The organism is Pedobacter cryoconitis (genome assembly GCF_001590605.1).
GTDB classification, from domain to species: domain Bacteria; phylum Bacteroidota; class Bacteroidia; order Sphingobacteriales; family Sphingobacteriaceae; genus Pedobacter; species Pedobacter cryoconitis_A.
The window spans coordinates 1,122,056-1,142,114 of record NZ_CP014504.1; the positions used below are offsets into that span (position 1 = coordinate 1,122,056).

Annotated in this window: 19 protein-coding genes; 11 read left to right on the forward strand and 8 right to left on the reverse strand. The window is 39.3% G+C overall.

Annotated features, from left to right (window positions below; all coding sequences use genetic code 11):
- Nucleotides 1-671 precede the first annotated feature (671 nt).
- Together AY601_RS25870 and AY601_RS25875 are read right to left on the reverse strand one after the other, a co-directional pair.
- Nucleotides 672-1,025, reverse strand: coding sequence for a helix-turn-helix domain-containing protein (locus AY601_RS25870; protein WP_198163615.1), 354 nt, complete (start codon nucleotides 1,023-1,025; stop codon nucleotides 672-674).
- Nucleotides 1,026-1,304: 279 nt separating this feature from the next.
- Complete coding sequence (locus AY601_RS25875; protein WP_198163616.1) at nucleotides 1,305-1,808, reverse strand: hypothetical protein; 504 nt, start codon at nucleotides 1,806-1,808, stop codon at nucleotides 1,305-1,307.
- A 507-nt stretch (nucleotides 1,809-2,315) separates the two neighbouring features.
- On the opposite strand from AY601_RS25875, the gene AY601_RS04855 reads away from it, so the two are divergent.
- Nucleotides 2,316-3,647: an FKBP-type peptidyl-prolyl cis-trans isomerase gene (locus AY601_RS04855; protein ID WP_084359101.1), complete on the forward strand. Its 1,332-nt coding sequence runs from the start codon at nucleotides 2,316-2,318 to the stop codon at nucleotides 3,645-3,647.
- An 85-nt stretch (nucleotides 3,648-3,732) separates the two neighbouring features.
- Here AY601_RS04855 and AY601_RS04860 read toward each other — a convergent pair whose 3' ends face one another.
- On the reverse strand, nucleotides 3,733-4,317 hold the full coding sequence (locus AY601_RS04860) for a PhnA domain-containing protein (protein ID WP_068397263.1): 585 nt from the start codon (nucleotides 4,315-4,317) through the stop codon (nucleotides 3,733-3,735).
- Between the two features lie 210 nt (nucleotides 4,318-4,527).
- On the opposite strand from AY601_RS04860, the gene AY601_RS04865 reads away from it, so the two are divergent.
- Together AY601_RS04865 and AY601_RS04870 are read left to right on the forward strand one after the other, a co-directional pair.
- Nucleotides 4,528-6,411 carry a gamma-glutamyltransferase family protein gene (locus AY601_RS04865; protein WP_068397265.1) on the forward strand — a complete coding sequence of 628 codons (1,884 nt, stop codon included), beginning with the start codon at nucleotides 4,528-4,530 and terminating at the stop codon, nucleotides 6,409-6,411.
- 72 nt (nucleotides 6,412-6,483) lie between these two features.
- Complete coding sequence (locus tag AY601_RS04870) at nucleotides 6,484-8,202, forward strand: patatin-like phospholipase family protein (protein ID WP_068397267.1); 1,719 nt, start codon at nucleotides 6,484-6,486, stop codon at nucleotides 8,200-8,202.
- Nucleotides 8,203-8,242: 40 nt separating this feature from the next.
- Here the strand turns inward: AY601_RS04870 and AY601_RS04875 are convergent, their stop codons facing one another.
- Nucleotides 8,243-8,578: a hypothetical protein gene (locus AY601_RS04875; protein WP_068397269.1), complete on the reverse strand. Its 336-nt coding sequence runs from the start codon at nucleotides 8,576-8,578 to the stop codon at nucleotides 8,243-8,245.
- A gap of 137 nt (nucleotides 8,579-8,715) precedes the next feature.
- On the opposite strand from AY601_RS04875, the gene AY601_RS04880 reads away from it, so the two are divergent.
- From AY601_RS04880 to AY601_RS04890, 3 genes are read left to right on the forward strand one after another with little or no spacing between them, the layout of a single operon-like run.
- The gene (locus AY601_RS04880; RefSeq protein WP_068397273.1) at nucleotides 8,716-9,396 is read left to right on the forward strand and encodes an ArsR/SmtB family transcription factor; all 681 of its coding nucleotides are present in this window, start codon (nucleotides 8,716-8,718) and stop codon (nucleotides 9,394-9,396) included.
- Nucleotides 9,397-9,401: 5 nt separating this feature from the next.
- Complete coding sequence (locus tag AY601_RS04885) at nucleotides 9,402-10,250, forward strand: metallophosphoesterase family protein (RefSeq protein ID WP_068397279.1); 849 nt, start codon at nucleotides 9,402-9,404, stop codon at nucleotides 10,248-10,250.
- 12 nt (nucleotides 10,251-10,262) lie between these two features.
- Nucleotides 10,263-10,967 carry a hypothetical protein gene (locus tag AY601_RS04890; protein ID WP_068397281.1) on the forward strand — a complete coding sequence of 235 codons (705 nt, stop codon included), beginning with the start codon at nucleotides 10,263-10,265 and terminating at the stop codon, nucleotides 10,965-10,967.
- A 22-nt stretch (nucleotides 10,968-10,989) separates the two neighbouring features.
- Here AY601_RS04890 and AY601_RS04895 read toward each other — a convergent pair whose 3' ends face one another.
- A complete protein-coding gene (locus tag AY601_RS04895; RefSeq protein ID WP_068397282.1) occupies nucleotides 10,990-12,204 on the reverse strand; it encodes an alpha/beta hydrolase-fold protein in 1,215 nt (404 codons plus the stop codon).
- Nucleotides 12,205-12,549: 345 nt separating this feature from the next.
- Between AY601_RS04895 and AY601_RS04900 the strand changes: the two genes are divergently transcribed.
- Together AY601_RS04900 and AY601_RS04905 are read left to right on the forward strand one after the other, a co-directional pair.
- The gene (locus AY601_RS04900; protein WP_068397285.1) at nucleotides 12,550-13,203 is read left to right on the forward strand and encodes an MBL fold metallo-hydrolase; all 654 of its coding nucleotides are present in this window, start codon (nucleotides 12,550-12,552) and stop codon (nucleotides 13,201-13,203) included.
- Nucleotides 13,204-13,208: 5 nt separating this feature from the next.
- Nucleotides 13,209-13,970 carry a 4'-phosphopantetheinyl transferase family protein gene (locus AY601_RS04905; protein ID WP_068397287.1) on the forward strand — a complete coding sequence of 254 codons (762 nt, stop codon included), beginning with the start codon at nucleotides 13,209-13,211 and terminating at the stop codon, nucleotides 13,968-13,970.
- Here the strand turns inward: AY601_RS04905 and AY601_RS04910 are convergent.
- The 3 genes from AY601_RS04910 to AY601_RS04920 form a co-directional block, all read right to left on the reverse strand.
- Nucleotides 13,958-14,713, reverse strand: coding sequence for a hypothetical protein (locus AY601_RS04910; RefSeq protein WP_068397289.1), 756 nt, complete (start codon nucleotides 14,711-14,713; stop codon nucleotides 13,958-13,960). The two genes, AY601_RS04905 and AY601_RS04910, sit on opposite strands and share 13 nt — an antisense overlap.
- Before the next feature lie 84 nt (nucleotides 14,714-14,797).
- A complete protein-coding gene (locus tag AY601_RS04915; protein WP_068397292.1) occupies nucleotides 14,798-15,172 on the reverse strand; it encodes a DoxX family protein in 375 nt (124 codons plus the stop codon).
- A 77-nt stretch (nucleotides 15,173-15,249) separates the two neighbouring features.
- Nucleotides 15,250-16,095, reverse strand: coding sequence for an AraC family transcriptional regulator (locus AY601_RS04920; RefSeq protein ID WP_068397296.1), 846 nt, complete (start codon nucleotides 16,093-16,095; stop codon nucleotides 15,250-15,252).
- Between the two features lie 222 nt (nucleotides 16,096-16,317).
- On the opposite strand from AY601_RS04920, the gene AY601_RS04925 reads away from it, so the two are divergent.
- Genes AY601_RS04925 through AY601_RS04935 form a run of 3 tightly spaced genes read left to right on the forward strand, consistent with a single transcriptional unit; the run spans nucleotide 16,318 to nucleotide 20,049 of the window.
- The gene (locus AY601_RS04925) at nucleotides 16,318-17,997 is read left to right on the forward strand and encodes a GMC oxidoreductase (RefSeq protein ID WP_068397299.1); all 1,680 of its coding nucleotides are present in this window, start codon (nucleotides 16,318-16,320) and stop codon (nucleotides 17,995-17,997) included.
- A gap of 4 nt (nucleotides 17,998-18,001) precedes the next feature.
- Nucleotides 18,002-18,568, forward strand: a complete 567-nt coding sequence (locus AY601_RS04930; RefSeq protein ID WP_068397302.1) for a gluconate 2-dehydrogenase subunit 3 family protein — start codon at nucleotides 18,002-18,004, stop codon at nucleotides 18,566-18,568.
- A gap of 5 nt (nucleotides 18,569-18,573) precedes the next feature.
- The gene (locus tag AY601_RS04935; protein ID WP_068397305.1) at nucleotides 18,574-20,049 is read left to right on the forward strand and encodes a xylulokinase; all 1,476 of its coding nucleotides are present in this window, start codon (nucleotides 18,574-18,576) and stop codon (nucleotides 20,047-20,049) included.
- Nucleotides 20,050-20,059 lie beyond the last annotated feature (10 nt).

Below are 20,059 nucleotides of genomic sequence, written 5' to 3' on the forward strand. Positions count from 1 at the left end.
TGACTACAAAATTATCATGGATAAGCTGCTGTACAATGGCATATAGGTGGCAATTATTGGACTATCCGCGGAAGCCCGGTTCTGTTTTTCGTCTATTTCTTAAGTGGACAAATTGATTTGTGGTTAGGTATGTTTAAACGTTGTTAAGAATTCATAATGCCAATTACCTGTATGAATTTTTCCTTGCCATTGCTCGTGTTTCTGAGGTCTGCTATGGATTACTATTCTTTAATGATCCTGGAATTAGTGTAATCATTATTCTTATCATTTTTCTACCGGGAGTTAAGCAGGTATTATTAGTCTTCAGGAGTAAAGTAATACCTTATTAAGCGGTATAAATAGTATACTAATTGTTCGCATTTCTGAAAATATCTGACGAGATTTTTTCAGGCAATCCAGCTATGTTTTGTAGGGGTTGTGGCTAGGTTGTGGTATACATTGAACTAGCCTTGAACTAGTATTCGACTACCCTTGAAGTAGCCCAGGCTACTTCAATCCTACTTCAACGGTTCTTCAACCCTACTTCAATGTATACCACAACCCCTACAGTACCCCTACAAAACCAGGCCTTAACTATGCGCTGTCCTGGCCATGGAATTACCTTCAGAAAGGTGAGGTTTTATAATGAATTATATTGTTTTGATTTAACTGTGATCGGCCCGTAGCGCCAATCATTGTGCATACTTTTTGCGGTATTCAGTAGGCGTGAGGTAAGTATGTTTTTTAAACGAAGTATTAAAAGATGATTTAGAGTTAAATCCTATCTCATATAAAATTTTAAGGATGGTCAATTTCGCCTTTGCCGGATCTTTCAGGATTTTCATTGCCTTTTCAATCCTGTAGGCGTTTACAAAATCAAAGAAATGCTGATCCAGGTGATTGTTAATCAGAATAGATAAATCCTTTACAGGCATATTTACCTGACTGGCAAGATCCTGTATAGTCAGTGCAGGTTCAAGATACGGCTCTTTTTGAAACATATAATCCCTGATGCGTTGAAGCTCTTTTTGATCCTGAACGCTCAAAACACCTTTAATCGGCTGGCTGGCTAGATGAGCTTCCAGTACTAAATTTTCGCAGGCTGAATTTCAGAATTTATCCCTCTAAAAAGGTCAGGATTATATAAGGCCTTCAATACGAACCAGTATAGGATGAATACCGCATTGATTCCAACAATAATTTGTGCACCGTTAAAAACATCGTTACTGACAATAAATTTTAAAATATCCTTTAGCATAACTATAGAATGTACAACCGTGATCACAATAATGAGTTGAAACAGCCATTTATAAGTGATTGTCCTGCTATCTGCATAGTTTTCCAGGTAAATCTTCCTGTATTTTCTTAAGACCAGGAAAACACCAATAAAATAGCATGCAAATTGTAAATGTCCCATTTAGCAACATGGTTTTTGCAGCTGGCCCTTCTCCATAATTTTCAAGAAAAATTGCTTTTGCAGTAATATCCGCCAGATAAAACCTCGGTAATAACACCAGGTTATAAACAATAAAAGGGAGCGCATGCGGCAAATGTTTAGCTTTTAGCTTGAAATCAGAAAAACAAATGGACAACGCATACAAATAAAATACAGGATTGATCAACCAGGAAGTAGAGCGTCTGAATAACTCCAGATCAGGATGATATTTGGTGAAACCGTAAATAAACCAGGCGCTCAGATCAATTGCATTCAGTAAAATAAAGCCAGCCAACAAGACATTTCCTAACTTTCTCTCACGGTGTACAGTGAGCAGAAAAAATGATAAAAGGATAGAAACAAAAACTGCAATCAGACTGATTATGCTTATCAAATTAGTACTATCTATTTAGCGCATATTGGTGTCAACTAAATTAAATATATTGTTTAATTACACAATATTATATTGATACTGTCTTTAAACTGACTCCAGAAAACGGGCATGAAAATCGGAAATATCACTTTCCTGAATTGCCTTCACCACCATGATTGCCCAGCAGACAAGGAATCTGCAGGTCCCTGATCCGTTTCGATCACTTCATTTTTCCAGGGCGCAAAATCTACCAGGTCATCCAGACCATAGACCTGATCCGCTTTTCGTTTTCATCATGAGTTCATTAATTCATCATGAGTTCATTAATATGGAACAAATTTACAGCTGAGATATTCTTAATTGTTCATGCTTTACTGCTTTGCATCGAGTATTTGCCTACCTTGATTTTAAGCATTTACCAACCAAATCAGGTGGATTGTAAACGATATACGGTAATTCCTTAGAGACAGTTGAGGACAGTGGGTTGCGTGACCTTCTATACCTTCGTATTCACTTAAAAACATACGCATGAAAGTAGCGAAGTATTTATGGATAGCAGGGGCCATGCTAATGAGTCAGACAGCATTGAAAGCACAGCTGGCCCAGATTCCATATGAAACCCGCGGATCGCACCTGATCGTCAAAGTACAAACCAATAACAGTGATTCATTAAGCTTTATTTTTGATTCGGGTGCCACTAATATATCAATAGATTCACTGACAGCAGAGCGTGCTGGCATTAGTAAAGAGAACCGTGAAACTGTCGCAGTTGGTGGATCTGGAGGAACTCAGAACTATAAAATGGCTTTACATCAGAACTTAAAGCTAGGAAACCTTGAAATCAAAGATGTCAATATGGTATTGATAAATTTCGCTTCGCTTTCTAAAGCGATAGGCGTAAAACTGGATGGTATTATTGGATATGAAGTTTTGAGCAAATATGTAACAAAGCTCGACTTTGAACGTAAAAAGATATCATTTTATGATCAGATCAAATCAGTTGATACGACAGGTTATACCGTGATCCCTTTTGAATTTAATAAAAACATACTGATCCCTCGTTTTCCTATTGCTATTACTTTAGCGAACGGAGAGACTTTTACGGGCAGGGTCATGTTTGATACCGGCAATGTTTTTACGCTGATTGTGAGTACTCCTTTTAGTAAGTACCATAACTTCGACAGCAAGCTGGGAGAAACCAGTGTGCAAATGGGCAGGGGCTTAAATGCGATCACACAAGATCAGCTGGCAACCATTAATTCTATGTCATTTAATGGGTTTAATTTTGGTAAAATGGGCATCAGGCTGACAATTAATGATCAGGCCGAACCTAAAGAAGGCTATTTAGGGATTTTAGGAATGGAAGTGATCAGACGTTTTGACGTTATCCTGGATTATATGCAGAAAAAGATCTACCTGAAGCCTAATAAAGCTTACCACGATGCTTTTCCTGCCGAACCTAAAAAAGCAGGGATCTATAAAGAAAGCGAAGACTTTTTGGCTAAAAATAAGACCAGGCCTGGCGTAAAAGTTACCCCGTCAGGTTTGCAATATAAAATTATCAAACAGGGAAATGGTGAAAAACCCACTATGGAAGATAGGGTAAGCCTCAATTTTACTGCTACCCTGGTCAATGGTAAAAAAGTATGGAGTACCTATGACGAGAAAAAACCATGGGTCCACCGTTTAGATAAGGCTTTAGATGGCTTGGGAGAAGCGGTGCTGATGATGCCTGAAGGCTCTAAATGGATGCTTTATATTCCTGCTAAACTGGCGTTTGGAGATACAGGAACAGAAGAAGTTCCACCTGGTGCAGTTTTAATTTACGAAGTAGAACTCTTGAAAGTAGCGCGTTCCTGAACTGTTGATTGGACACAAAAAGTGACATGCCCCAAAAAGTGTCTAACTTTTTGGGGCATGTCACTTTTTGTGTTAATTGTGTATTTTATCCCTGTTTTCTTACATACTTAGTCAGGATCACAATGACCTGGCCTTCAATTTTACCTTCTATCTGATCAGTATTATTATCTACTAAACGGATGTTTTTAACTACCGTACCCATTTTTGCATTTAACTGAGAACCTTTTACATCTAAAGACTTGGTTAATACCACAGTATCACCAGTTTGCAATACTGCACCCAAACTATCTTTGTGTACCTCTGCAACACTGGTATCATTATCTAATCCGCCAGCCGCTTTTGCCCAGGCCAGTCTCTCGTCATCAAGATACATCATGTCCAGGTTATCCATAGCCCAGCTCTCATTGCTCAGACGGTTAAGCATACGCCATGAAACTACTTGTACTCCAGGTATTTCACTCCACATGCTTGTCGTTAAACAACTCCAGTGTTTGCTGTCCAGTTCTTCTTTTCTGTCAATTTGTGCCAGACATTTCTCACAGATAATGATGCAATTATCTTCATTGCTGCTTGATTGTGGTGGTACCTCGTATAATTTAAGAGTTTCTCCGGATCCGCATAACTCACATTGATTTTCGCTTCTTTTCAGCAATTGTTCTTCCAATTTCATATCCTTCTGTTCAAATAAAGAGCGCGAAGATAATTATTTTAGCCGGAAATAACGTTTTCTACTTTTAATGGTGTTTTTTAAGGACAAAAAGCAGTATCCTACAAGTTCAAAAGACAGTATCCTTCAAGGTCAAAAGGCAGTATCCATATTGTGACAAAATCGTTTGAAATACCCCGAAGACGTCTGCTATTTTTTCTTATTTTGGGTTTTATGAAACAACTTGTATCCGCATTATTTATTTCCGCAGTTTCCATCTTTCCTGCAGCCGCGCAACAAACCCAGAAACCAGTATTACACGGTAAGAACTGGATGGCGATTACGGGTAAGCCACTGGCTGCAACAGCAGGGGCGATGACCTTTCAAAAAGGCGGAAATGCAGTGGATGCAGCTTGTGCAATGCTGGCTGCAACTTGTACCATGTGGGATACTTTAAGCTGGGGAGGTGAAACCCAGGCATTGATCTATAATCCAAAAACTAAAAAAGTAATCGCAATTAATGCAATGGGTGTCGCACCAAGCGGAGCGACTGTCGACTTCTTTAAAAATAAAGGTTATAATTTTCCTCCGGAATATGGCCCTCTGGCTGCGACTACTCCTGGTACACCCGGCGGACTTTTATATATGCTGGCCAATTACGGAACATTAAGTTTGGAACAAGTACTTTCTCCGGCTATGGAAATGGCAGCAGGTTACCCGATAGAAGCACAGGCAGCCAATAGCATTGAACGTGGAAAAGATAAGATTAAAGAATGGCCTTACAGTAAGGAAGTTTTTCTGACACATCCTGGTGAAAAAAGAGAAGCACCTGAAGCAGGTGAAATCTTTGTTCAAAAAGATTTGCTGGCCACACTTCAGAAAATGGTAGCAGCAGAAAAAACAGCTTTGAAACAAGGAAAGAATAGAAAACAAGCAATTATGGCTGCTTATGACCGTGTTTATAAAGGAGATATTGCCCGCGAATTTGTACGCAGCAGTCAGGAACAAGGCGGGCTGATTACAATGGAGGATCTGGCCAAATGGAAACCTTTGGAAGAAGAACCGCTGATGGTCAACTACAAAGGGGTTGATGTTTATAAATTACAACAATGGACACAAGGCCCAATGCTATTGCAAGCACTAAATATCCTGGAGAATTTTGACTTGAAAGGCATGGGATATAATAGCACGAAGTATATCCATACCTTATATCAAGCGATGAATCTTGCATTTGCAGACCGTGACTTTTATTATGGTGATCCTGCTAGTGGGCCAAAAGGGCCTATGAAAGGCTTATTAAGCAAGGAATATGCAAAAGAAAGAGCAAAACTTATACAATATGATAAAAATGATGTGGCTATAGGCCCTGGTAATCCCTATCCTTTTGAGGGAAGAAAAAACCCTTATATCAAACTATTGAAAGACAGGGGTTATGAACTGGATACCACAAAAAGGAACTTTGCACCTGCGCATGATATGACCAATAATATGCCCGATGCAGCCTATCAGGACAGACTATGGTTAGGTACTACTTCTGTAGAAGCCGCTGATAAAGAAGGCTGGGTAGTTTCGATGACTCCTAGCGGCGGCTGGTTACCAGCTTGTATTGCCGGGAAAACAGGGATGGGAATGAGCCAGCGGATGCAAAGTTTTGTGCTGGACTCTACTTTAAATCCTTTTAATGTAGTGGCACCAGGTAAAAGACCGCGGGTAACTTTATCACCTTCTATGGCTTTAAAAGATGGTAAACCATTTTTGGCTTCTGCCGTTCAGGGTGGAGATACCCAGGATCAGAATCTATTGCAATTCTTTTTAAATGTAACAGAATTCGGAATGAATGTACAGCAAGCTACAGAAGCTGCAAACTTCAATACCAATCAGCTCTGGCTATCGCTGGGGGGTACGAAAACAACAGACCGTCAGCCTAAACCCGGACAGATCTTATTAAATGATAACACCACGCAAATGGTGAGGGACGAACTAAAGAAAATGGGTTATACCTTAAGCTTTGGAGGCAGGACCAGCGGCCCGGTCAATGCAGTTTATTTTGACTGGAAACATGGCGGCCTTTGGGGAGGGTCCAGTAATCATGGCGAAGATTATGGAATAGGCTGGTAATTTTATGGCATAAGTAGTTAGTTTTATAGGATAGACAGGTAAATTTTGTATCTTAAGGGATAATTTTCTACGATGAACGGTACACCTGATCCAACGAATGAACAGGAGAAATCTCCTGCAGCTGAACCTGGAAAATTCCATCTGGGGATTTGTATGGCTGGTGCAGTATCTGCCGGAGCTTATACGGCAGGTGTAATGGATTATCTGCTGGAGGCGCTGGAAGCATATGAAAAAGTAAGAGGGCAGCCAGGTATACCCCAGCATCAAATCGAAATACCAGTAATGGGCGGCGCTTCGGCAGGAGGAATGACCGCTATGCTTACCGCTGCAGCTTTACAGCGTGAAATGCATCCAATTGAACATCCCGGGCATGATATCTTAGCAGAGCATAAAGATCATATTTTATACCATTCATGGGTAGACCTCACAGATAAAGATATGTTTGACAGAATGCTCAGGAACGATGATATCGAAGGAACAATAGTCTCTGCACTGAATTGCATGTTTATTGACGAGATCGCTGACCGGGTATTGAAACCTAAAGATCCTGAGTCTGTTAGCTGGAAACCTTTACCCGTTTTTTTTCCTCGTAAACTAAAACTATTTACCACCTTAAGCAATCTTGGCGGGTTTACCTACAATGTGAATTTTAATGCGAGTGGGTCAAGGCGTCCTTATTATATGAAAGTCCACCAGGATTATGCTTGTTTTGAACTGACTTCAGAAGAACAGGAAGTTAACCCTTCTTCAGGCTGGATGCCGCTTAATTTCAGAACCGGAACTAATGCTCAAATCGCAGTTGATGCTGCGCTGGCTACAGGTGCATTTCCAATAGGGTTCAGAGCAAGAAAAGTTACCCGTTCTAAAGATACAGTCAATAATAATCCGTTGTTTGATGAAAAAATGCTTCGGGCAATTCAGATTACGACTGATCCTTATCAATCACTGAATGTGGATGGAGGTATGATCAATAATGAACCTTTTGATAAAGTAAGGGAAGTGCTAAGCGCGGTTTGCGGACAGCAGGCCCCAGCACTATACAATGATTACAATACTTTCAATTCCACAGTATTAATGATTGCGCCGTTTCCCAGTACAAAGCCAGTTGACATTAAGCTGTTTGATAAATTAATGCATGTGATGGGGCTCACTTTATCAGCGATGGTCAGCCAGATGCGCTCGAAAGCCGCACAAGTTGTGGATGCAATGAATGAAAGTTGTGCTGGTCAGTTTCTGATTGACCCTTCCCGTGAGTTAAGAAAAACGGATGGTACTAAAATCGATCTTCAAGGAGAGCGTGCTATTGCCTGCGGTGCACTGGGAGGCTTTAGCGGCTTTTTGAACAAAGAATTCAGGGTGCACGATTATTTCCTGGGCAGACATAACTGTAAGATATTTTTGCGTGATTATTTTACAATTCCTGACCTTGCTAAAAATGAAAATCCAATTTTTAAAGCCGGATACCAGGGAATTGATTCTGATAAATATCGTTCAAAGGTAGATGGGAACTGGCAGATTATTCCAATAGTTGGGGACGTTGATTATACATTCCCTCAATTAGCCTTTAGTTCTGGCAGCAACTGGCCAGTGCAAAACTGGGAGGCAATCAGCCAATATAATGGTGTCCTGAAAAGACGTGTACAAGCACTGATTCTTAATCTGGTGAAATATAAGGCAGTACAAAAATTCTTTTTGTGGATTGGGACCCGGATTTTATTGCGGGGGATGATTACCAAAGCCATGCTGGCAACCATTAAGGATGAACTTAACCGCTGGCAGCTGCTGAAATAGTATACTATGAATAAATAATATACTATGAATAAATGGTATGTTATAAATTGAAGTCGATATAGGTTGTTGGATCATCGTAATAAAGATCATCATCAAATAATATCCGGTTATAACCGCTGCCAAGAAATTTAATTGTCGTATAATCTCTATTGTTATTTGTATACAATGATACATTTATAACAGGCAGATTATGATTGAAAGGAATGGAACGGTAACCGGAAACATTGTATGTCTGAACATTAAAGCCATTTTTAATGGAGATTACACAATTGTCACAGGATACTTCAAATCTATAATCAGAGTCAGGTCCGTCATTTGTTTTAACACAGGAACTTAATAAGAAACAAATTAATAATAGGGCTGCAAGCTTATTCATTATGGAAAATTATAAATACCAAAGGTAATTATTTAATGCAGCTTCCTGTTGTTTGATCGTGGAATGAAGGTTTTTTATTAAATGCATATTTCATTCCAGGATGAAGTATGTATTTTGACAATAGGGTATATTTGAAGATGGAACTTGAAAATTTAGCCAGTGTGGCAGGATTGATCGGTGAACCAGCACGTATTAAAATGTTATGGGCATTGATGGATGGTAAAGCTTATACGGCGACCGAACTAGCTTTAGTAGCTGGGGTATCCCCGCAAAGTGCAAGTATGCATCTTGGAAAAATGGTACTGGCCGATTTATTAAAGGTGAGTAATCAAGGGCGTCACCGGTATTTCAGTTATGCAAGACCAGAAGTTGCTTATGCGGTCGAAGCTTTGTCAAACTTGGTTCCGCATCAAAAACAGGAGATTGTCCCGGTCAGTAAAGATATCCCTTTTGAATATTGCAGAACCTGTTACGATCATATTGCGGGCAGGGCGGGGGTAATGATTAACGAAAGGTTATTCATACTGGGCTATCTGACAGAGAAAGACCAGCGTTACGAAATGACTGCTAAAGGTGAGGTGTTTTTTAAAGATTTTGGGATTGATACAGACAGTTTATTAAAGCAAAAACGTCCATTCGCCAGACCTTGCCTTGACTGGAGCGAGAGAAAGCCGCATCTTGCAGGTGCGCTGGCTATGGTCATCTTAAAGAAAATGATTGCTGAAGACTGGATGAGAAAAATTCATGATTCCAGAACTTTGATGATTACTGCTAAAGGGCAGTCAAATTTATATGATTTATTAGGTGTTAAAATTTAACCTGTATGGCTACCAAAACTATTGCTTACCTGACAGATGCGCATTTAGGTCAGAAAATTATCCTGGATAAGGAGACCGGTCATATGCGGTATGAGGAAAATATAGAAGAACATAAAGATAAGCTGAAATTTATTCTGGAAGATATCCGTTCGGCTGGGATTACTGAAATCATATTCGGCGGTGATATCGGTACTCAGGAAGCTAATCAATGGTTCTTTGAAACTATTGATGGATTTAATTTCAAGCTTTTAATGGTGCTTGGCAATCATGATACCTATTCGCAGGTTAATCAGTACTATAAAAAGTATCAGTATTATAAAAAGAACCAGTACTATAAAGATGATCAATACTATATACATCCCGATAAGTATGGTGATGAAAACGGTAATAAACAAGATGCTGAATCTGGCAATGAACTGAACTACGCCTATGAAGAAGGAAACTTTAAATTTATTTATTTGGATTCTTCTTCTAACGCGGTTAGTACGGCCCAGCTGAACTGGCTTGGGCAAGAACTAAATACGGATAAGGAAATATTACTTTTTATACATCATCCTGTTTTGGAAATCAGAACTCCATTGGATAAAATAGGGGCTGCTTTAAAAGGAAGAGACGAAATTAAAGCATTGCTCTCGGCGCTTCAGAAAGAAGTCCTGATTTTTTGCGGACATTACCATATGGCTGATGAATTGACGGCTGGAAATATAAGGCAGTACGCTACACCGGCATGTTCTTACCAGATAGAAAAACTATCAGAAAAGATTGAGATTGATACTTTGACATTTGGCTACAGAATGATTACTATCAATGATAATCATATAGTTACAACAGTTAAATTATTTGAGGCATTATAGTATATTTAAAATATGATAAAGATAAGTTGTCCTTATGATTGGGTTTGCGGACAGGAGTTTACTATAGACGAGCTGAGCGCTCATGATCAGGATTTTGTAATTAGCGCTGCAGCTAAGAAGATGAAATTAATCTTTATTGATTGTCCTGTTTGTAAAGTCACTTTCTCTTATAATCCATCCAGTAATGTAAGTACAGCATCCGAAATGATCAATCCTGATCAAAAAGATAAAAAAGGGCCTGTACGTAAAACTTTGAAAGAATTTAATGCGTTGTTAAAAAAAGATAAAATAGTGCTCCTTCCAGCATATCTTGCTTATTTAAAAAGCGCAAAATTCAAGGCTCAATTGAAAGTATTTAAAGATCAGGATGCATTTGAACTTTTGAGTTACGATTCCATGCGTGAAGTAGTCAATATTGATGGAAGAGACTATGTAAATGCCAGACAACTCAAAGGATTTGCATTGTCTTTAAGCGAATTGGAGCCAGAAAATAACAGGAGTCAGGAAACTGGTGTCAGTTCAGCTTATGGAAAGGACAATTATTTTTTTACACTCGATGAACTGGCTGACAGTATAGTTATTGGCCAGTCTGGTACCCGGCTTTTATTTATTGATAGCAGAGATCAGGATACTTTATTTGTTTTTCATCCGGATGGAGGAGATATAGAAAAAACAAGTTTGTCTCTGAGAAATTTGATGAATCTATTAAACAATTGATAAACGTTTTAATTTATTATTATTACTTCAGTTTTTCCAGTTTTAGTTTAATATCAGATCTATATTTTATGGTCAGTGCTTTTTCAAAATATTTAGCTGCGGCTGGCTTATTATCTTTTGATAAGTAATAATCGCCCATACTATCATAAGCATTAAAACTCTCAGGATAATAATGAATATTGAGCTTAAAGAACATTTCAGCTTTGCTATTGTCTTTTTGCTGAAGAAATATATAGCCCAATCTATTCATATCCTGTTCTGAAGGACGGACGTTATAATCCATTTCATTCGACAAGGATTGGTAGTGCGAGCTGATTAATTTTTCCAACTCAGCTGTAGTTGATTTCTTATCGAAAAACTGATTTATAGGTTGAGTTTGTGGGAATTTATAGTGTCTGAAAATAAATTTTAAGGCATCGTATTCAGCAATTAAAGGAACGGAAGTATGATCTTCATCAGGATAATATTTAAAGCACCACTTCAAGCCCTGGACTGAACTCAGTTGATCTGAAAGCGCTAGAATTGATCTTAGATGTTGCGTAACCTGCGTAGTATCTTGTCTGACCGCAGCAGTATCCATTCCGGGATTTATTGTATTTGCTGCTCCCAGAAAGAGTGATGTTTTTATAAACTCTTTTTCCAGGAATACGGGCTTAGAATTAGTGAGTAGTTTACCCTGATCATAAGATATACTTGGATCAATTGCAACATATGCATTAAATAATGAGGTATGGTGGATTAGGATGTTCATTACGGTCAATCCTCCTAAAGAATGTCCTATCAGTGTCCGGTAGGGGGCAGCCGGATAATTTTTATCTACATAAGGGATGAGTTCCTTTTCCAGAAATGAGGTGAAATCCTCTCCTCCACCTGAATTTCCGAAGATTGAACTTTTGAAGGGTGTCAAATCTCTTGTCCTGTTTCCAGGCGTATTAATAATGCCAACAATGATCATTTCCGGGAAAATTTTATTGCCATTAATTATGCTCAGCTGGTTGATCATGGCTGTTAAAGTCAGGAAATTATTTTCACCATCTAAAATATACATTACCGGATAATCAGTTTTGGAAAAAACACTCGTATCAAGGGGGGGAGTATAAATCCATAAAGACCTTTTTTCATTTAATATAACTGAATGTAAAGTATCTGTATGACCTATAGAAAGAGGTGGTTGCTGTTGAGCGTTTCCATACATTGAATTCACAGCGAAGACTACACTTAAGAAGAAGTTTTTCATATTTAGCATCCAGCAAGGATACGGTACTTCAATATAGCTTTGAAAGAAATGTGACCAAATTGTTCTTTCGTGGGGTGAATGGTTTCTATGCTTATCTTAACCGGCAGATTATTTCTGGGAGGTGGTGCCTCAGTATACTAATTTTACAGAAGTAGTTGATTTTTTTGAAAGTAAGAGTTCTTGTTTATATATTGACATGGGACCTTCAGGAACCAGTGCTGCTTTTGTGAAATATATTTTACATTTGGGTACTGCGTCTGAAATCTTTCAAATTAGGAGTCCTTATCAGGGAGAAATGAAACAATTGAAGAAGTTACGGGCTATTATAGGGTAAAACAGGAGCACATGGAAGTTAAACTTTTTCGGGTATCTAATGAACATATAAAAAACCAGTGTTATCTTATCTATGAAGGTAATTCGGGTATTTTGGTTGATCCTGCATGGGATTATGAGTTGATCAATGATTTTTTGCAGGAGAATGAGATTACATTAAAGGGGGTACTTTTAACGCATTATCACCATGACCATACTAACCTTGCGGCGGCCTTTGCAGAAAAAAACGTTGTTCCTGTCTATATGTCTGCAATTGAAATCAAGGAATATGGCTTTACTGTTCAGCATCTGATAGCGGTACAGCACTTACAAGAGTTTGTGGTGGATGACTTTAGGATTACTGCTTTACTGACCCCCGGTCATACTAAAGGCAGTATGTGTTATTGGATTGGCGGGCATTGTTTTACAGGGGATACTATTTTCATTGAGGGAGTAGGGATCAGCAGTGAGCTGAATGTCGGCTCTTTATTCAATTCTGTGCAATTTATAAAGCAATACTTGCCGGCGCATACGCTGATCTGGCCTGGACACTCCTTTGGTCAGACTCCAGGTAAAGAACTTAACTTTTTGTTGAAGAATAATATCTATTTTCTGCTGAACAAGAAAGAGGCATTTATAGAATTCCGAATGCGTAAAAATCAACCTGATCCTTTTGCTTTTAAATAATATTTATGCCCATTACTGTTGAAAAGATTGTTTTACAAAGAGCTAACGGTCAATTTCCTGCTGCTATTGCTATAGTGAGCCAGACATTGAGTGAATTAAAAGACAATCGCTATTCGTTTTTGCATCCCAATGAACTGAACTTCTTTGCTGCTTTCAAATTTGAGCGGGCTCAGCATAGTTATTTGCTGGGAAGATTTGCTGCTAAAAGTGCCTGGAGTGCTTTTGCAGAAAATTTTGCAGAAAATAACGTGATGACGGCAGTTGAGGTCACCGCTGGAATATTTCAGCAGCCAGTGCTGTATTTGCCTGATGGAGGAAATGTACAGCTTAGCATCGCGCATACAGAAAAAATAGGAATGGCTATAGTTTATCCGGAGGGTCATCCGATGGGAATAGATGTAGAACTTATTAATCCGGAGCAAAGTGAAACGATCAGAGAGGTTGTCGGTTTGAGAGAACAGGGCAAACTCCATTTGATCCATAGTGATGTGCACAAAAGCCTAACACTTTTATGGACCATCAAGGAAGCTTTATCGAAAGTGCTAAAAACTGGTTTAATGACTCCTTTTGAACTGTTTGAAGTAGAGAATATACAGCATCTGGAGGATATCGTGATTTGTGATTTTATTAATTTTCCGCAATACAAGTCCTTATCATGGTTAGCTGGTGGTTATGCCTGGTCTATTGTTTTACCACGCAAAAGTAAAATGGACCTGGCAGTGATCAGGAAGTTATATTGGCCAGATCTGGCAGCTCAGGTATCCTGAATAAAGAAATTACCGATTTCAATCGGCTGCTGATACTTTTTGATAAAGTTTCTTACGCTCGTAGGCAGGTATAGATAACCAATTCCATCACTCCCTAACAAACCACTATGGATGGGGCTGATAGCTGAAATCAGTTTATCTTCTAGTTGCAAAATAAACTCCGGCCCAAAGAACCCTCTGAATACAGGGGCGAAATTTGTCATGATCTGCGGATCTATATTGATGGGTTCTTGCAACCAGGCAGGAAATTGTGCCCCAAATTTTGATGTGGTTAATTTTGAACCTTCAAACCATTCTTGTCCTGCCGGAAAGTCATCTTTTGCTTCCTGTGCTGAGAATTTAGTCAACACTATTTTTCTTTCTGGAATAGGAGCCGGCAGATCTGCTAGCGCTACCGCTTTCCCGGTATCATAATGTAAAATAACTTTTACTGTACCATTCTTTAGTTTTTCAGCTTGTCCGGGATCATTGACAGTATAAAGACTTGGCATATGCGTACCAATTCCAAATTCCGGATGTATTTTAACAGCTAAAAATACGCTGATGCAATAATTGCTGTCTTCCAGTAAATTGTTAACAGCAAAACCGCTATCAAAAAGATCTTTCTTTAAAGACATTAAAAGCAGCATTGGTTTTTGTGTAACCGGACAAACAGGATAATCTGCTGTTTCAATGTTAGCTACTCCGCCAATACGGGAAGTATGCTCCTGTTGTCCAGAATTTGTAGTTGTTAGGTGATACATAATTAGCTTAAACTGGCAGCAAAATAGTTATAATCTTCGTTTTATTGCCTGCTTTCATTTAATTACCTACTTTAAGCGCTAGCTTCAGGCATTGATCATAGGTTTATATTTACCCCAGTTATCTCCGATGATCCAAAGATTGATCAGGAAAAATGGCAATGCAATGGCTAAACCAGCTGGTTCGTAAATGGCGTTATGGATTATAATGCCTACCATTACAGGGAAAATAACAATTGCACCAAGGGCTCTGTATTTTGGTAATATAAAAAGCAGGCCGCCTATGATTTCAACGATTCCTATAAACGGCACCAGCCAGGAAATTCTAACAAAAGCTTCCATGAGTTTCATTTGCTCCGCCGTCATTTTTGGCATAGGCATGTAATTGAAGAGTTTATTTAATCCGGCATTGATAAACATCAAAGCGAAAAGAATACAAAGCACAGTTTTTAAGATTTTCATGTCAATTAGATTTTGATGGGATTTAAATTACTGTTTTATATTTGAAAATCAATGAGTTAGCGCTAAAAAAAATAACCTTATTTTATGTGTTGCTTTCTGTATTTTGATGGAGACAGCTTGATAACGGCCTTAAACTGCTTGCTAAAATGTGCCCAGCTGTTATAACCACTATCGTAACAAATATCTAAAACAGGGCGGTTGGTCTCTCTCAAAAGTTTACAAGCATGTCCGATTCTGATCTCTTTGATGAAATCAAAATAGCTTTTCTTAATATTCCGTTTAAAGAAACGGCAGAAGGCAGGGATGGACATATGGGTAATCCCTGCTACCTCTTTTAAAGAAATCGGATCGAGGAAATGTTTAAAGGAGTAGTCAATAATTGTTTCAATGACTGAGTTTTCTTCACCGCTGGTCATCGTGTCAAAAGCCGTTGTAATGGTTTTTTGCTGCGTTGACGTACTGATTTTTTGCATGCAACTGATCAGGAGCAGAATACGCTCAATCCCTGTGGCAAATTCCAGTTTTCTGATTAATACAGCAATATCATCTGATAAGTTTTCCAGGAGTTGAATACCTGTGGTTTTGCTGTCTAATAACCCAGCTATATTTTTCATTTCCGGCAGGGCCAGAAAACCTTCACCCCAGAAATCTCTCATAAAATGAATTACAATCGCACTTCCAATGGTGGTATTCTGTGATTTTCTAAACCAGTGCGGTACGTTGGTATTGAGTAAAAAGATATCTCCCTGTTTATATTCTCCAATATAATCACCGATCAATGCAGTTCCATTTCCTTCGGTAATCAGAATTAATTCACATTCCAGGTGCTTATGCCAGGCCGTTTCAAAATCAGGTGTTTTGTAAGTCCGGCAAGCGAAAGAGTTATATTCTTCTACATGAATTTTCTGAATGAGTGTCTTCATAAAAGTGGAAATATATGTTATTTAACTGCTATCTGAACATGAAATAACGTTGCTGAACCTAATAAGTGATCAGATAGCATATTTTTTTCAATAAATAACGGTTGAACAGGGCTTGTGTTATTCTGTAGATTTAAAACTAAGGAATTCTTTGACGCTGAGACAATTTTAACCTGAATAAAACCAAATATATTTTTATGAATGAAATTTCAATAAAAGCTGATTATGGAAGATAGTACATACGATGCGATTGTAGTCGGGTCTGGTATCAGCGGTGGCTGGGCCGCAAAGGAGCTTTGTGAAAAAGGTTTAAAAGTCTTGATGCTGGAACGTGGTGGCCCTTATGATCATGTTAAAGATTATAAGACTGCACAAAAAAATCCCTGGGAATTTGAGTACCGGGGAGGTACAACAGCTGAACAGAAAAAGAATTATCCTGTGATTCATCGTGGTTGGGCAGCCAACGAAGCGGTAATGGATGCCTGGGCAAATGAGCAGGATTGTCCTTATACTGAAACCAAGCCTTTTACCTGGTGGCGCAGTTACCGGATGGGTGGCCGTTCTATTTTATGGGGCAGGCAGTCTTATCGCTGGAGCCAGATGGACTTTGAAGGCAATGAAAAAGATGGTATAGCTACGCCGTGGCCGATTGGTTATGCTGATTTGGCTCCCTGGTATGATCACGTAGAGAAATTTGCAGGCATCAGTGGTTCTATAGACAATATCGCGCATTTACCTGATGGGCACTTTTTACCTCCTATGGAGTTGAATTGTGTGGAGAAGGATATGGCACAAAGAATAAAAAAAGAATACCATGAAAAGCGGCATTTAATTATTGGAAGGGTAGCCAATCTTACTGCTGCAATTCCCGGCAGAACTAAATGTCAGTTCAGAAACCGCTGTTGGGAAGGATGCCCATTTGGAGGCTATTTCAGCACCCAGTCTTCTACTTTACCTGCAGCAATGAAAACCGGAAATCTTACGGTAAGACCTTATTCTTTAGTGAAACAGGTTCTCTATGATCAAAATTCAAAAAAGGCGACGGGAGTAGAGATACTGGATACCGAAACTAATCAGACTTACGAATTTAAAAGCAAGATCGTTTTCCTTTGTGCCTCGACGTTGAATACGGCCTGGGTTTTATTGAATTCTGCGACTGATATCTGGCCCGGTGGTTTAGGAAGCAGCAGCGGCGAATTAGGACATAACGTGATGGACCATCATTATAATGTAGGTGCTTCAGGATCGGTTGAAGGGTTTGAAGACCAGTATGTGTATGGCAGAAGAGCCAATGGATTCTATATTCCAAGATTTGTGAATTTAGGAGGAGATAAAAGAGATTATCTGCGTGGTTTTGGCTATCAGGGTGGTGCAAGCCGGGAAGGTTGGGGACGAGAGATTGCTGAGCTGAATATTGGCGGTGATTTTAAGGATGCTTTAGCTGAGCCAGGAAAATGGACTATCGGGGCAAGTGGATTTGGAGAAATTCTCCCGTATCATGAGAATAAAGTTTCATTGGATAAAAATAAGAAGGATAAATGGGGCCTTCCTGTACTGGCTATGGATGCGGAATTGAAGGAGAATGAGCTGAAAATGCGCAAAGATATGAAGGAAGAAATGAGGGCAATGTTTGATGCTGCAGGAATAAAAAACATCAAAACCTGGGATAATGGACATGCATTGGGGCATGGTATTCATGAAATGGGAACCGCCAGAATGGGAAGAGATCCAAAAACCTCTGTTCTGAATAAATGGAACCAGGTTTGGGATTGTATGAATGTGTTTGTGACTGATGGTGCTTGTATGACTTCTTCAGCTTGCCAAAATCCTTCCTTGACTTATATGGCTTTAACGGCAAGAGCAGTAGATTATGCAGTGAGTGAATTAAAGAAAAATAATATTTAAGCTGATGGAAAGAAGAGAACTTTTAAAGATGATTGCATTGCTTACTGGCGGTGTTATTATTGGAGGTAATACTCTACTGACTGGCTGTAGCCCTGAAAAGGGGAAATTGCAAAATAAGCTGGTCTTTAGTCAGCAGGATCAGGATTTTCTGGATGAAGTTGCTGATACGATATTGCCTGCTACCAAGACTCCTGGGGCTAAGGCAGCTAAAGTAGGTGCTTTTATGACGGTTATGGTGAATGATTGTTATGAAGAAAAAGATCAGAAAGTGTTCAGGGAAGGCATCGATAAACTCAATGCGGCCTGTGAAAAGATGCATGGCTGTGAATTTATGAAAGCTACGAAGGATCAAAAACTATCCTTGTTGGGTATACTGGATCAGGAGGCTAAAGCCTATCAGGCTAAAAGAGGTGACTTACCTGCTCATTATTTTACCATGATGAAGCAATTGACACTTTTAGGCTACTTTTCTTCAGAACCTGGTTGTACAAAGGCAATGCGTTATATCGCTGTACCTGGCCATTACGAAGGATCAGTTCCTTATAAAAAAGGCGATAAAGCCTGGGTTTAAGACATATGTATTTACTAGGAATCGATATAGGTACATCTTCCATCAAGGTTTCGGTGGTGGATATTGCAACAAGGAAAAGGATTGCCACAGCGCAATATCCTGATGAAGAAGTTGAAATTAATTCGCTGCGGCCTGGCTGGGCTGAGCAGTCTCCTGAAATTTGGTGGCAGCATGTTACTCAAGCTATACTCAGGTTAAATGCAACCGGGGGTTTTGATCCTAAAGCTATCAGGGCCATTGGTATTGCTTATCAAATGCATGGACTGGTGCTTGTAGATAAAGACCAGAATGTATTGCGGGATAGTATAATCTGGTGCGATAGCAGGGCTGTTGAGTTAGGTGAAGAGGCTTTTACGGAAATCGGAGAGGAAAAATGTTTGCATCATTTGTTAAACTCTCCTGGAAATTTTACAGCTTCAAAACTGGCTTGGGTGAAGAATAATGAGCCTGAGCTTTATCAAAAGATAGCTAAAATAATGCTTCCAGGTGATTTTATTGCAATGAAGCTGACGGGGAATATCACAACAAGTATTCCAGCACTGTCTGAGGGAGTATTCTGGGATTTCCGTCAGGATGAATTATCAAAAGATATTATGGAGTATTATGGTTTTGATCAAAATATAATACCCGATATCCAGCCACTTTTCTCTGTACATGGGCAGCTTAATTCAGAAATTGCAGCACAATTGGGTTTACAGGAAGGAATTCCAGTCGCTTATAAATCTGGTGATCAGCCTAATAACGCACTTTCTTTAAATGTGCTCCGGCCTGGAGAGGTTGCGGCAACTGCAGGTACGTCCGGAGTAATTTACGGGGTCAGTGATGCCTTGATTTATGACCCGGAGTCCAGGGTAAATACTTTTGCCCATGTTACCTATAGTACAACTCAAAAACACACAGGTATGTTGTTGTGTATCAATGGCACCGGAAGTATGTACAGATGGGCAAAGCATAATTTTGCACCAGATTTGTCTTATAATGCGCTGAATGAGCTGGCAGCAACTGCTCCTATTGGAAGCAAGGGCTTAAAAGTTCTGCCTTTTGGCAACGGGGCAGAGCGGATATTGAATAATAAGTATACGGGTGCACAATTACTGGGAATCGATCTTAATGTGCACGGAAAGCCTGAAATCTTCAGGGCGGTACAAGAGGGGATTGCTTTTGCATTTCGTTATGGGCTGGATATAATGCGGGAAAATGGAATGCAGCCAACAGTGATCAGAGCGGGAATGGCGAACCTGTTCCTAAGCGAGCTTTTTGCGCAGACATTTGTAGATGTGACTGGCGTTCCTGTAGCGTTGTACGAAAATGATGGCAGTGTGGGTGCTGCAATAGGTGCTGGTATTGGTGCAGGTATTTTTGAAAGTGTGGAAGAAGCATTCCTCCATCATGAACCAGTCAGGTATTTAGAACCTAAAAATACAGAGGCCTATGAGCCTTTGTATACCGAATGGAAACTTTTTTTAAATAAAGCTTTATAAAGCTGAATAA

Excerpts from the sequence above, each read along its gene's own strand:
- AY601_RS04935 (WP_068397305.1), top strand. The coding sequence starts at position 18,574 with ATGTATTTACTAGGAATCGATATAGGTACATCTTCCATCAAGGTTTCG.
- AY601_RS04900 (WP_068397285.1), top strand. The coding sequence starts at position 12,550 with ATGGAAGTTAAACTTTTTCGGGTATCTAATGAACATATAAAAAACCAG.
- AY601_RS04905 (WP_068397287.1), top strand. The coding sequence starts at position 13,209 with ATGCCCATTACTGTTGAAAAGATTGTTTTACAAAGAGCTAACGGTCAA.
- AY601_RS04890 (WP_068397281.1), top strand. The coding sequence starts at position 10,263 with ATGATAAAGATAAGTTGTCCTTATGATTGGGTTTGCGGACAGGAGTTT.
- AY601_RS04925 (WP_068397299.1), top strand. The coding sequence starts at position 16,318 with ATGGAAGATAGTACATACGATGCGATTGTAGTCGGGTCTGGTATCAGC.
- AY601_RS04910 (WP_068397289.1), bottom strand. The coding sequence starts at position 14,713 with ATGTATCACCTAACAACTACAAATTCTGGACAACAGGAGCATACTTCC.
- AY601_RS04920 (WP_068397296.1), bottom strand. The coding sequence starts at position 16,095 with ATGAAGACACTCATTCAGAAAATTCATGTAGAAGAATATAACTCTTTC.
- AY601_RS04930 (WP_068397302.1), top strand. The coding sequence starts at position 18,002 with ATGGAAAGAAGAGAACTTTTAAAGATGATTGCATTGCTTACTGGCGGT.
- AY601_RS04855 (WP_084359101.1), top strand. The coding sequence starts at position 2,316 with ATGAAAGTAGCGAAGTATTTATGGATAGCAGGGGCCATGCTAATGAGT.
- AY601_RS04870 (WP_068397267.1), top strand. The coding sequence starts at position 6,484 with ATGAACGGTACACCTGATCCAACGAATGAACAGGAGAAATCTCCTGCA.
- AY601_RS04880 (WP_068397273.1), top strand. The coding sequence starts at position 8,716 with ATGGAACTTGAAAATTTAGCCAGTGTGGCAGGATTGATCGGTGAACCA.
- AY601_RS04875 (WP_068397269.1), bottom strand. The coding sequence starts at position 8,578 with ATGAATAAGCTTGCAGCCCTATTATTAATTTGTTTCTTATTAAGTTCC.
- AY601_RS04915 (WP_068397292.1), bottom strand. The coding sequence starts at position 15,172 with ATGAAAATCTTAAAAACTGTGCTTTGTATTCTTTTCGCTTTGATGTTT.
- AY601_RS04865 (WP_068397265.1), top strand. The coding sequence starts at position 4,528 with ATGAAACAACTTGTATCCGCATTATTTATTTCCGCAGTTTCCATCTTT.
- AY601_RS04860 (WP_068397263.1), bottom strand. The coding sequence starts at position 4,317 with ATGAAATTGGAAGAACAATTGCTGAAAAGAAGCGAAAATCAATGTGAG.
- AY601_RS04885 (WP_068397279.1), top strand. The coding sequence starts at position 9,402 with ATGGCTACCAAAACTATTGCTTACCTGACAGATGCGCATTTAGGTCAG.
- AY601_RS04895 (WP_068397282.1), bottom strand. The coding sequence starts at position 12,204 with ATGAAAAACTTCTTCTTAAGTGTAGTCTTCGCTGTGAATTCAATGTAT.